The organism is Coleofasciculus sp. G2-EDA-02, from assembly GCF_040226375.1.
In the GTDB taxonomy this organism is placed as follows: domain Bacteria; phylum Cyanobacteriota; class Cyanobacteriia; order Cyanobacteriales; family Coleofasciculaceae; genus Coleofasciculus.
This window is the reverse complement of record NZ_JAVKEW010000201.1, coordinates 14,162-27,214: the sequence shown is the minus strand read 5'-3', so window position 1 is coordinate 27,214 and position 13,053 is coordinate 14,162. Positions and strand designations below refer to the sequence as shown.

11 protein-coding genes are annotated in these 13,053 nt (G+C 45.1%); 2 read left to right on the top strand and 9 right to left on the bottom strand.

Annotated features, from left to right (window positions below):
- Positions 1-199 precede the first annotated feature (199 nt).
- The 3 genes from RLO19_RS24080 to RLO19_RS24070 form a co-directional block, all read right to left on the bottom strand.
- Entirely contained in the window at positions 200-1,342 is a 1,143-nt protein-coding gene (locus tag RLO19_RS24080) for a histidinol-phosphate transaminase (protein ID WP_446359932.1), read from the bottom strand.
- A 64-nt stretch (positions 1,343-1,406) separates the two neighbouring features.
- Entirely contained in the window at positions 1,407-2,237 is an 831-nt protein-coding gene (locus RLO19_RS24075) for a metallophosphoesterase (protein ID WP_446359931.1), read from the bottom strand.
- A gap of 89 nt (positions 2,238-2,326) precedes the next feature.
- Positions 2,327-2,989: a DUF928 domain-containing protein gene (locus tag RLO19_RS24070; protein WP_446359930.1), complete on the bottom strand. Its 663-nt coding sequence runs from the start codon at positions 2,987-2,989 to the stop codon at positions 2,327-2,329.
- Positions 2,990-3,455: 466 nt separating this feature from the next.
- On the opposite strand from RLO19_RS24070, the gene RLO19_RS24065 reads away from it, so the two are divergent.
- Positions 3,456-4,358 carry a glycine betaine ABC transporter substrate-binding protein gene (locus RLO19_RS24065; RefSeq protein WP_446359929.1) on the top strand — a complete coding sequence of 301 codons (903 nt, stop codon included), beginning with the start codon at positions 3,456-3,458 and terminating at the stop codon, positions 4,356-4,358.
- A 642-nt stretch (positions 4,359-5,000) separates the two neighbouring features.
- On the opposite strand, the gene RLO19_RS24060 is transcribed toward RLO19_RS24065, so the two are convergent.
- From RLO19_RS24060 to RLO19_RS24035, 6 genes are all read right to left on the bottom strand, one after another.
- On the bottom strand, positions 5,001-5,702 hold the full coding sequence (locus RLO19_RS24060) for an NACHT domain-containing protein (protein ID WP_446359928.1): 702 nt from the start codon (positions 5,700-5,702) through the stop codon (positions 5,001-5,003).
- A gap of 233 nt (positions 5,703-5,935) precedes the next feature.
- On the bottom strand, positions 5,936-6,517 hold the full coding sequence (locus RLO19_RS24055; RefSeq protein WP_446359927.1) for an HMA2 domain-containing protein: 582 nt from the start codon (positions 6,515-6,517) through the stop codon (positions 5,936-5,938).
- Between the two features lie 78 nt (positions 6,518-6,595).
- The gene (locus RLO19_RS24050; RefSeq protein ID WP_446359926.1) at positions 6,596-6,886 is read right to left on the bottom strand and encodes a DUF5132 domain-containing protein; all 291 of its coding nucleotides are present in this window, start codon (positions 6,884-6,886) and stop codon (positions 6,596-6,598) included.
- Between the two features lie 87 nt (positions 6,887-6,973).
- Positions 6,974-7,270, bottom strand: coding sequence for a DUF5132 domain-containing protein (locus tag RLO19_RS24045; RefSeq protein ID WP_446359925.1), 297 nt, complete (start codon positions 7,268-7,270; stop codon positions 6,974-6,976).
- A 225-nt stretch (positions 7,271-7,495) separates the two neighbouring features.
- The gene (locus tag RLO19_RS24040; protein ID WP_446359924.1) at positions 7,496-9,769 is read right to left on the bottom strand and encodes a heavy metal translocating P-type ATPase; all 2,274 of its coding nucleotides are present in this window, start codon (positions 9,767-9,769) and stop codon (positions 7,496-7,498) included.
- 158 nt (positions 9,770-9,927) lie between these two features.
- Positions 9,928-11,223, bottom strand: coding sequence for a hypothetical protein (locus tag RLO19_RS24035; RefSeq protein WP_446359923.1), 1,296 nt, complete (start codon positions 11,221-11,223; stop codon positions 9,928-9,930).
- A gap of 828 nt (positions 11,224-12,051) precedes the next feature.
- Here RLO19_RS24035 and RLO19_RS24030 point away from each other — a divergent pair.
- Positions 12,052-12,702: a calcium-binding protein gene (locus RLO19_RS24030; RefSeq protein WP_446359922.1), complete on the top strand. Its 651-nt coding sequence runs from the start codon at positions 12,052-12,054 to the stop codon at positions 12,700-12,702.
- The last annotated feature ends 351 nt before the right edge of the window (positions 12,703-13,053 follow it).

Genomic DNA, 13,053 nt, shown 5'->3' with positions numbered 1-13,053 from the left:
TCATAGCCCTATTGTATCTCATCAGAAAGAGGCTGTCTGTATGTCCGATAGATTATTGTCCGGCTCCGTTCCTACGCCGGACTCGCATTCCTCCCGACGCTCGGCTTCGCCAGAGCGCGGGGTTCCTGCTGTTTTAGCTGACGGCATTGAAGTCTACTTGGTAACTTAAACAATGCTTTAATAAATTTAGCGCGGATTGTCAAGAATAACCGGAATGCGAATCCTTCTCAAACGTTTGGTACAATCGTTCTAAGGTGCGCTGATTCTCTTGTTGAGAACCCACAGTAATTCGTAATCCGCCACCTGTATTTCGGATTACTGTACCTTGGGCTTTCATCTGTTGAACTATCTGACTTAAGCTATTTTGTTCAAGTTGGCGAGGGCGAATATAAATAAAATTGGCAGAACTCGACCAAACCTGTAACGCGGGATACTCTGATAATGCAGCTAATAATTTATCGCGTTCGGCAATAATTTGGGGAATCGTGGCTAAGAGTTGATCGCGGTGAGTCAGGGCGATAAGGGCGGCGGCTTGGGAAAAGCTGGGTAAATTATAAGGTAAGCGCATTTTTTCTAATGCGGCAATTAATTCTGGGTGGGCGATGCAGTATCCTACCCGATGGGCGGCTAAGCGAAAGGCTTTGGAAAAGGTTCGCAGAATTGCCCAGTTTGGATGCTGCGCTAATTCGTTAACGACAGAGGTTTGGCTAAATTCAAAGTATGCCTCATCAATCACCACCAAAATATGATCAGGTAAACTTCGCAACCATTTGAGTTCAGCCGGTGTGAGAGAATTGCCAGTGGGGGAGTTGGGGTGAACAACGAAAACTACACGGATAGGGGGATGTTCTGATTGAGCGATCGCGCGTTGGGCTTCGCCTAGGTTAATCTCAAAGTTATCCGAACAACGCTCAACTGTAACCACAGGAATACCCAAGGTTTGCGCCAGAATCCCGTACATGGAGAATGTGGGATTGGCGACGAGAATTGAACCTTCTCCCCGTAAACAGGTGGTAATTAATAGAGAACGAATCAGTTCATCCGAACCATTACCCACTGAGATTTGGCTAGAGGTTACGGGTGTTTCTAGAGCAGCCGATTCAGTCACATACTGCGCGATCGCATCTTTTAGGGCTTGATGAGAACCATCGGGATAGCGGTTCGCCTCAATCTCGTGTTGATATGTCCATGCTAGCTTTTCTTTTAACTCAACGGGCAAATCATCAGGACTTTCATTCGCATCCACGCGATCGCACGATAGGATTGGCTTACCCGAATCTCCCCCTGGATTAGGAGTGTAAGCCGTAAATTGAGCCAAATCTGACCGAATGAACCCCAACATATTAGTTACCTGTTTCTATTGATTGTAAACAATACTTGTTTGCCCATTCCCTGTTCCCTCTTGCCTATTCCCTCTCTAAAGTAATAATGGTAACTTCTGGCGGACAAAATAGACGTCCGGGTGCATAAGTTCCTAACCCACGATTCACATACATACGATTTGCACCAACCTGATGCATTCCTTGTCCCCATTCCCAATGATCGACCACTCGATAACATTCTCTCAGAAAGGGAATCCACTTGTGCAGGGGTCGAGGAATAAGTAGTCGCAGGATGGGTAGCAATAACGCCGCAGGTCCAAATCCAGGAATCACAACTTGACCTCCGTGGGTATGACCTGATAACTGTAAATCGATGCGCCATTTCTGCAAGGGTTCAGCCGTGTCCGGGTTATGAGATAAGACAATACGGGGTATTTGAGGATCGATTTGGTTCATCACCGGGGCGGGATTGAATTCACTGGACCAAAAATCCGCTAATCCTACCAAGGCTAATCCTTTGCCTAAAGGATAGACAATTTCATTCCATAAAACGCGCACACCAATCTGGGTTAGCGCCTCGGTAACTGTGGTTTTGGCTTGGTGGTGGTAAATGTCGTGGTTTCCCAGTACCGCATAGATTCCCGCACGACTTTCCAAGTATTTTAATCGCCGTACCAGTTGATGAATCGGTTCTGGCTGATAGGTGATGTAGTCTCCAGTTAACACAACTAAATCCGGTTGAGCCTGATTACTCACCTCAATCGCCTCAGCCAGCATCGCTTCCGACAGGCGAAAACCATCATAATGTAAATCACTAAGCTGTACCAGTTTAGTTCCTTGCAATGACGGCGGCAAATTCGCGATCGCAACCGTTATCCGCTCAACCTTTAATCGTCCTGAAAATACCCAAGCCATAGTATTAATTTTAATAAATCTGGCAAGAATGATTCCAGATTAGCTTAGCGCTTCATTGGATTCATTCCCTGTGCTCCCCTATACTTAGGTTACTCTGTAGATTCCGAAAACTGATCCGCTATTAGGGCTGAATGACATTGCGCTAAAGGTTTTCTAGCAATGTCGGATAATCCAACTTGCTGCAATAAGTATTGCCAATTTGATGCTACAGTAGAATTTTCCGGCTCCGCACAACGCAACTGGACTAGACTTTCGAGGGTTTCATACCAAATCCCATGATTGGCATAGATAGCAGGCTTCGCCTTAGGTGCAGCCCTGTCTAATTCCTGATTAATGGGGGAATTTGGCGTAACTCGTTGTATCCACCCGGCGACATAGGTGCTGTCACTCCGGTCATAGGGATCGAAAATAATACTGAAATACCAGAAATAGGGTTTGCCCACCTCTAAGGGAGGTAAATCTGGATCATTGGCTAGATCAACGGCAATAATGCTATCACTGGCTTGTAGCGGAATTTCCTTTTCATAAATGATGGTTTTTAAGGTTTGATCATAGAAACTAAACTCGGCTTTAACATTCTTTACACTTACATCTGGAATATAAAAATACAAGGTTGGATATTCAGCGATAGTTGTGCCAAATGTGGATTGAGGAATTAACGCCATTAACGGAATCGGCGGGCGGTATCCTTGACAACGAGTTGCGGCATAGTTTTCCATCCGATTTCCTGGGGTAATGTTTAGTTGATTCAAAACTCCCTTATCCGGAATCTTTAACGTAATTTCTTCTTTGGTATAGCCACACTTTACCAAATCTTCATTTGTAGTTTCTCTCTTCTTAAAATTTGTGACAAGTGAAGACTCTGCTTGAGCTGGCTGTGAAATACTTAAGCAAACTAGGCTTATCCAGGAGATTAAAGAAGCTGCCATCCAAGTTTTAGGACAAATCATAGTATTCGCGATCGCGTTCAGCATGACTATAAATTCAGTATAGCTTTTTCAATTCTTTCTCATTTCTCACTTATCATCAGGACTTTACATAAACAAGATGCTCAGGGGAGATTGTCACTCTCAGTTTTGGATCAGTAGCCGCTTAGTCGGGAACTGATCTGTTCTACCATTGTGTCAATGTGTTGAAATAGATAGTTGTCGGTAATAAGTGGAGAAAGTTATCTCCATTTATTGATACTATACAAGAATGTTGAGACTTGGTAGATTTATGCCCCGAATGCGTCGAACTGTTACCCTGATTGGACTTGCCCTGTTGACGATGGTATTCGCGATCGCTTGTCAGGGGGGTGGGAGTGCGATTAAGGTAGGATCGAAAGATTTTACTGAGCAATTTATACTAGGGGAAATGTATGCGCTGGTACTTGAAAATCAAGGGTTTGAAGTCGAACGCAAGTTAAACTTGGGCGGAACACCCGTGGCGCAAGCGGGTTTGGAAAGTGGTCAAATTGATTTATATCCAGAGTATACGGGGACTGCTTTATTAACGGTGTTAAAGCGTCCTACCAATAGTGATCCACAGCAGGTTTATCAAACGGTGGCGGATAGTTATCAAGAGAAATATAATCTGGTTTGGCTAGAACCTGCACCGATGAATAATACGAATGCTTTGGCGATGACTCAGGAGGGTGCGAAAGAATACAATATTAAAACAATTTCCGATATGGTAGCTCAGGCAAGTCAATTAACTTTGGTAGGTCCACCAGAATTTGAGGGACGTGAGGATGGATTACCGGGGTTAAAACAAGTGTATGGGGATTTTCAACTTAAAAAATTTATTCCGACTGATCCGGGGTTACGATATAAAGCCTTAACCGAAGGACAAGCTGATGTCGTGGTGGGGTTTAGCTCCGATGGTGAAATCAGTGCATTTAATTTAGTTGTATTGGAGGATGATAAAAACTTATTTCCGCCCTATCAAGTTGCGCCAGTGGTGCGTCAAAAAACATTGGAGAAGTATCCAGGAATTCGAGATGCGCTGAATAAGTTAGCACCCAAGTTGACGAATGAAACGATGCGACGATTGAATTATGAAGTGAGTGGTAAGAAGCGCGAACCGGCTGAGGTGGCTAAAGAGTTTCTCATGCAAGAGGGATTTGTAGGGGCGCACTGACGTGCGCCCAGAAAAGTTGGCTGGTAAGAAATTACCTTGAATGGGTAACAAATGAGAGTAATGGTGCGTTACGCTTTGCTATCCTCACGATGGCGGTGTGACACAGCTAAAATTGTGGACTATATTTTACCATTGAATTGGGCGCACGCCATGCGCCCCTACGGTTTCCGGGCGTCAGGTTAATCCATCAAATTAGGTATGCCACGCCACTACAAGTTTGGTTGTTTATTTAAATGGTACAACCCTCCTAAGGAATAGTACTGACTTAAGGTTGGTGGGCATTGCCCACCCTACAGTGTATCTATGGTTTTGTCTCAATTAATTAATGGGTCATAGTCTAATGGCGATTGGAAATCGCAGCTACACAAACTTTCGTCCGCCTGCGCGGACTAAATTAATCGCGCTATCGTAAACCTAATCTGTAGGGGCGGGTTTAGGGACTAACATATCAAAACATAACCGATAACTTTCGTACAAAACCCGCCCTCCCACAGCCTGCGATCGCGTCTTCCCTGTCTGTTGTCTTAACATTAGGATGGGTCAGCATTTGAGCGGCTCATGAATTTGGCGCGTCTGGTGATGGATTGGGTGAGGAAAGCGATAGCAGTTGCTTTAACGCTTCTGGCACATTTTCGGCTGTTTCTAATCCTTGCACGTTTTCCCATTGAGTATTTTCATTCCAGGTAATACCGTTGAGGTTGGTGGGTGTGGAGAGTAATAAACTAACACGGTATGTGACGCTGAGGTTTTTGTCGCTGAGGTTAGCTCTCCCGTACTTGTGGTGGAAAACCCTATATTAGTGATAGCTTCCCTAAAAAGATTGTGCTGACAACTGCTTTGATAATTCCCCACCTGTTTGAGAAACTTTTCAATTCCACCTGTGGTTCTTCCCTCAATTCGCAATTCATCAAATCCATCCAGGACGAATAAAAATCGGGTATTGCGGTCAGTTAACCAGCCGTCATCACTCTTAACAAAATCTGCCTTAACCGCAGCGCGGAGGGTATTTTCGATATTGTTTTCAAAGGCGTCAATATCCCGGAGTCGAATCATAATCGGTGTCCAGATGGGATGAAGATGTTCTCGCACCCAATTGGCAAATATGCGACAAAAGACACTTTTTCCTCGTCCGGGTCCCGCTTGAATAAATAGGACTTGACCGTTTTTATCCAGATTCGTAAGCTGTTCTTTTGCCCACTGTTCTAAATTAACCGGGTTTGCTTGTTTATCAATTTTGCCATTTTTATCAACTAAATTAACCCAGCTTTGGAAACCTCTGCGCCAGCCTCGGCAATTTCTCCCGGTTTCCCTAATTCCCGGACATCGGTATTGAGAAGCTGCCATAAATCATCAGGATTGAAAAATTGCCGCCAAACCTGCTTAATTTTGTTCACCGTTTATCAGGCATTAAACTCTCCTTTACACGATAACCTGAATGCACCGTTTCAACCACGTTCGTAGGAAAAAGAGACGTTCCACCGGAACGTCTCTACTACATTCTGATGTATCCTAACTGATGCCAGCTACTATATGGCTACATAGGGCTAAAGCCCTTACTACAAACTACAAAAGAGCAACTATTCCTGTGGTTCGCTGGTATAATGCAGCTTAATAAAACTATCAAAGGAATACCAGGCTAAAACATACCAAGGAATCGCTTCTATCATTAGTCCCTTAACGATTAATTGCCTTATCGCTAAAACACTAAATCCCAGCGGAATCAAAAATCTTATATCAACTATCCCATCGGTTGCCCGTCTCACGCGATGGTTGAGATGAGTGACAGCATAAGTTACACTCGCCGCCGCATCAGATTGACCCTTTTCCAAACGTCTCGGTTCTTGTTCAGGAATCGGGCTAAACGTGACCCCTAAATCCTGCAAAATCGCCCAAACTCCCTCAAAGTTAATGTGATCTTGGGCGTAAAAAATCGTAATACTGCCACTGTGGATATTAGCTCGTACCCGATAAATCTCTAGACGTTCATTCAACAACTTAATCAGCGGTTCAATGTCCTGAGATTGGCGATACTCTGGAGCCACCCGCAATCGCACTCGCCCTGGGGTTTGACTGATAAGTTCAGCATAAATAGGTGAACTACCCATTTCTGGCGTCGTTTCCCTTAATTTTGGCATTTTGGAATTATTGGTTATCAGCATAATTAATTCTCAATTATAAATTTTGCACCGTGCATTGTAGAGACGTTGCATGCAACGTCTCTACAGGGTTAATAGGAATTAACCGATTTCACTATTCGGCGCGGGTTCTAATTCAGCTTGGCTTTTTTGTTCAGCTAATTCTGCCTTAGCTTCCGCCACGATGTCTTCAAAAACCTCACCCGTTTCTGACATCATCCCTTTACCTTTTTCGTAAAGGACAATTCCACCTTTGACCATCGCTTTGGCAACGGGTTTACCTACCTTGGCAACAGCCGGAATCAGCAACGGCGCGGCAACAACGGCACCAATACCAGCCACAACACCGGGAACACCCAGATCTTCAAACAGATCAGTTATTTTAAAAGCCACAATGTACCTCCTTAATTCAAAAAACTTTTCCGGAACTGTTATTCTAGCAACCACTCCCGGTAAACGTATGATGCTAGGGATACAAGGTTAGTTTGTTTCCGGATGATTGGACACTTGAACAATGCTATTCCCGTCTTGTTCTGTCGCCAGTTCTGCCTTACTCTGTGCCACTAAATCGCCCAAAGCTTCGCCAGCTTCTGCCATGACAATTTTGCTCTTTTCATAGAACACAATGCCACCTTTAATCGCGGCTTTGGCAACGGGTTTGCCTGCTTTCGCCAACGCCGGACCAAAAATCGGTGCAAGAACCACAGCGCCAATACCGATAAGAACACCGGGAATGCCAATGTCTTCGACTAAATCTTCGAGATCGAATAAACTCATAAAACACCTCCAAAAGTAGATTGAAAACTTTTAGGTTGAGATAGCAGGGAAACAGGGGAATCTGTTTGTAGGGGCGGGTTTTACCGATAACGTTCTGTCGTGTCAGCTAACTTAACTAAACCCGCCCTTCTACGGAATCAGGGGAGATGGGGGCGGGTTTAGTCACATCCGGGTGACAATATCAGATAATTGTGAAACCCGCCCCTACAGTCGGAAAAACTCCAATTAGTCGCTCGTGGCTTCAACATCAATCGCCGCTTTATCTCTTTTGAGTGCAGGGCGTAATCCGTTGACGCCAGCGATGACACTAGAGCCATTGTTAATTAATGTTGCTGTCATTGGGTTTAATCCCACCGTAGCCGCGATCGCTAAACCGGATAAATTAGGTACAGCGACAATCTTGGTATTCTGGCGGATAATCTGTTTAGCATTGCGTGCGATCGCAATGGCTTCCACTAAACCCCGCAAATTATTCTGCATCAGCACCACATCAGCGGTTTCACGGGCAATATCCGAACCATCCCGGAAGGATACCGATACATCAGCATAGGCTAACGCCGCTGAATCATTCAGTCCATCGCCAACAAACGCCACCGTTTTCCCGGCTTCATGTAACTGTTGTACCACTTCGGCTTTGCGTTGGGGGAAGGCTTCAGCGTAGGTATGACTGGGAGGAATATTCAATTGAGCCGCTACCACCGCCGCCCGTTGACAATTATCCCCGGTTAGTATATGAATCTCCGCCCCCATCTCATCTCGCAACATGGCAATCACTTCCGCACTTTCTGGGCGCAAAGGATCGGTATATTGCAATATACCTAGAAGTCTGCCATTACTTGCCACATAAATGGTTGGATATTCAGTTGTCTTCACCTCAGGATGGGCGGTATAGAATGACTCTAGGTCAATTCCCTCTTTCACCAAGAAGCGTTCGCTCCCCACTAAAACCGTCTGTCCTTCAATTTGCGCCTGAATCCCTAAACCGACTTGGTAATCCCACTCACCACGCTGGGGTATAATCACCTCCTGATAATTGGCGTAACGCATCACCGCTTCCGCAACGGGGTGGGTAATCCGTTGTTCTGCTGCTGCTGCAAGTCGCAGCACCTCCAATTCAGAAATAGCAGAATCAGCGGTTGTAATCCCAATTATTGCCACATCGCCTTGTGTCAATGTCCCCGTCTTATCAAAAACAATCGCATCAACTCGCGCCAATTGTTCTAACGCCCGCCCACTCCGCAAGAGAATCCCCTGACGGGCTGCACTTAACATCGCCGCCATCACGGTTGTGGGTACTGATACCCGAATCCCCGTAGCAAAGTCAATGGTTAAAATCGACGCCGCCCTCGCTGCATTCCGAGTCAGGGCAAAAATAACCCCACCTAATAATAATGTGGGCACTACCATGCGATCGGCAATTTTTGCCGCATAGTTTTCTACACGAGTATCATGAACAGGTGCATCTTGGAGTAACTTTAAGGTCCGCCCAGCTAGGGTATCCGCACCAATGCGTTCAGCTAAAATATAAAGTTGTCCTTCCCGCAGCAACGTAGACGCATAAACGCTATCGCCCTCACTTCGCACCACCGGCATAGCTTCACCCGTCAATTTTTGCTCATCAATCAGGGCTTTGCCTTGGAGAATCTGCCCATCGACAGGAATCTGATCCCCCGGATAAACAATTACCGTATCCTCTGGCTGTACCTGTTCAATCGGAATTTGTTGTTTTTCGCCATTGCGTTCCACCCAAACAAACTGCGCCAAGGAACTGAGTAAGTCTAAGGTTTGATTGCGAGACGAACGCGCTGTACGTTCTCGAATTGCCTCACCCAGTTCAATTAGCCCTAACATACTACAGGAGGTGAGGAAGTGACGCTGAGCGGTAATAATTGTAATCGCGGCTAGATCAAGAAAATCAACATTGAGGCGGCGTTCCTGAGTAATACTTTCCAGCGCCCGTCGAGCGACTGGGATTGTGGCTAGTGCGATTGTACCGCCCAAAATTAAAGGATGGAACGATAACCCCAATGGACCACTAACTAGGGAAATTAGTGTGGCTAACGTCGGTAATTTTAATCTAGACCAATCTCCGGGTTTTGCAGAGTTTTCTGGCTGAGTCGATGTAATATTTCCTGGAATCGTTAGCGCCGCATTGGTAGCAAGCTGAATCACTTTCCCTAAACGGGAGCGCATCTGGCTATCAGGTTCACCGGGAAGATACCGAATCACCACCGATGCGGCGGCTGGTTTTAACCGCACAGACGTTACCTGGGGTTCTGCGGCTAAAAGCCTTTGCAGCCGTTGAGCATAGTTAGAATCATGAGCAATGCGGGGAATCCGAAACCGCACTCGTCCGGGTGTGGAGTGAACCACTCGATAGGTTACCTGAAACTGTCGTGTTTTTGGCTTCGTCCGCTCTACAACAGTTGGAGATTTAGGTTCCACGGCTGCTATCTGTTTCTGGGAAACATTGCCAGATTTCAAAACCACTTGCTTCATTATCACCACCCTCTTTTTTTTTTCAATACAATTTATTTTGGCGAGCAATAAAGGGAGTTAACACTCTCCCTAGGATGAAAATTGCAACTCAAACTTTCGGTTGGGGTAGTTGAGGAATATGTCTTGTGAAACCTACGCTTTTTGCCTCAAAACCCGGATCAAACGCCTACAATTGGCGTTTTTGCCATCAATTTGAGCAGGGTTAAAAGCGCGGCTGACTTAAATTCCAACCAAGGACTCACGGAAGTTGCGATCGCGGGCTGATACTCTGGCGTTGGTTCTGGCTTATCAGCAACAGAATCATCAGTTCTCGGTGGTAGTAAATCCTGATCAACAGAACTCTCTCTACATCCCTCGCTCCTATGCTCCTCTTCCTCTACCTGCACAGGAGGTATTAACGAATTTGGCTCTGCTGCAATTTCTTCAGATCCTTCCTCTGGTTCATCTGGAAGGGCGGGTTTAGTCAGGTTATCTGTTGTCTCCCGAACGGTATCGGTAAAACCCGCCCCGACAACCGGGTTTCCAGACGTGCCTGGAGACGTGCCATGGCACGTCTCTACATCCCTGACGCCTCTGTTTGTGTGATCCTTAGAATCAGGATTAGCGGCGATTTGAATCAGACTAATGAAATGTAACCCAGCTTCAGCTTCGGAAACCTCCATGGGGTTGTATGTCATCACCACAGATGCGACGGTGCTGTTGCAGCGCATCTGGGTAATCCAGTCATCTTTTTTAACTAACAATTCCAATCGCCGCAGATAAGCTGGATCTTCGGCAACTTTAGGGACACGAAAACGCATCCGTCCAGGAACCGCGTGAACCAGGCTATAGACAACCGTTGAATTGGTATTGAGTGCGACTATTGGATGCTTGTCATTGAGTTCATAAGGTGTTGCATTGGTAATATCATGCCCATCTAAATCGGCATTATTTCCTTCTGCCTTCTGCCTTGTGTCCTCTACTTTTTCTTTTGTCTCTTTTTCTTCTGTCTTCCCTTCTGCCAAATCCAAGTTCTGCATTATCTGACGGACGACATTGGCTGTCAGTAGATAAACTGCAATTGACCGCCATCCTTGAAGTCCCAGTTGCCTTGTGGTCAATAGTCCAATTAGTAACGGAATGAACGATTGAAGCTGAGTTCCCGCTTTTTTCCAAGCCTCTGAGTCTAAGGGTTCCTGACTCGGTGGCTGTTTAATTTCGGCAATTCCTAAATCCCGCAGGATCTCAAAGAGTTGAGCTAGAGATAACTGATTCGTATCAAAGGTAATGAGTAAACTTCCGATTTGCTCATTAGTTCGTATCTCTCGCACGCCGTCCTGCTTTCGCAGGTGGGGCGTCACGGATCTCAATACGGTTCCAGGCTCCTCTCCTAAGACTCGGAGTCTTAGACGACCCGGAACAACATGTAAAATTTCGACCTCCCGCTCTGGGCGAGGTGAAACCACACCAACCATTGGCATTGACCCTCATAAAAATCCTTCGTTGTGGGAAACCCTGTGTCCCTTCGCTTCGCTTATCGGGCAAGCTTTAGACCGGGGTTGCTTACAACAGTAGTGTGGAGTTTCTCTGGTTAAGAACAGGTTAACCTCCATATCTAAGCATACACCCTATCTATAATTTTTTATCTGAAAAAAAGATTATGAATTTTCGAGAATCTCTTAACCTAACCTTATAGTTTATGTATAGAGGAATACATCTATCGGATGATCCCTTGAGATTTTGGCAGATAGAAGCTTAGCTGATTCGCCATACTGCTCAGATAAGCCCTAGTTGAATGTTTTCTGGAGGTTCAAACCTCTCTACAAGCTCCCCCTATTTCCCTTAACCAAACAGTATTGGGCTGATGCGTAAGTTGAGTATTCACTCATTCTTTGTATTCTGGGATACGTTATCTATCTAACTGTTCCCCGTTCCCTACCCTCACCACCACACTGATTCAGCCAGCCCGACTTAAGATGAACTGGATAGTACAGCAGCATTTAGGCGTCAAGACATTGCTGGCATTGGGATGCCCATAAGTTAGGTGGTGTCTTGACCAAAACTTCATAAAGTTATGATAATTTCTTTATGAAAACTTTACAAAAAGCAAGGCAAAAGTTTATAAAATAAAGTTGAATTAAATTTTACTCTGCCTAAAAAATATTGTATTCATATTGTTTTCAGAAACAGGGTTAACGCGATTTAATTTCCGCAAGAATTAATAGATAGGTAGGATGTTGCCTTATTAGCCAAGATATCCAAGAGGTAACCCAATATCAAACAATCATATTTGGAGCAAGTCGATGAATTACATTTTTGGCACAGTTGGTGATGATTGGCTAGAAGGCACATCCAGTGATGATGTCATTTATGGAGGTGAAGGAACCAATAGGATTATAGCGAGAGATGGCAATAATCAAATTTACGGCGGTTCGGCTGCTGATTGGATTACGGCTGGAGATGGCAATGACACTATTTATGCCAATGAAGGGGAAAATATAATTGATGCTGGAGGCGGCGATAATCTGATTTATGGCGGTTCGGCTGCTGATTGGATTACCACGGGATCGGGTGATGATACCATCTACGCGGGTGAAGGGGTAAACACGATTAATACCGGAGATGGGAACGACATTATTTATAGTGGTTCAGGGGATGATGTAATTAATGCAGGTAAAGGTAAAAATCAAATCTGGCTGGGTGGTGGACATGATACCATTGGCTTAGAAATGTGGGGATTTAGTGAGATTAATAACTTTAACCCCTATCAAGACCAAATTTACTTGGGACTCTCCGATCTACGCGGTGTAGTTTTAATCGGACAAGGTAATAATACGATGATCGGTTTAGCTCATCGTTCGATTATGGCAACGCTGCATAATGTTGATGTTCAGACTGTGGCGGCTCATTCAACTAATATTTTTGGCGCAGAACTTACTGTGTTTTCCAGTTAAACCCGTCAAGCCATAATCAGTCATCATACCCGATCCGGGTTCCGGGTTGACTACCCCCTTTTATGCCAACCGCAAAAACCTTGTAGAGACGTTGCATGCAACGTCTCTACAGGTATAGTTGCATGCAACGTCTCTACAGGTATATCTTGACACCTACAAAAATATGAATCGGATATTTCGCGATCGCGCCAGGTGGCAAAAAAGAAACCCAAGCGTGAGAGATCGCTGGGTGGAAGTAGGTTGCATGTACACTCTTCATTCAGATTAGCGCATTACGGCTTGTTACTAAACCTTTGCGGCTTTAATTTATCTTTTTTAATATATTTACAGAAATAAATTTACCTAAGCTTA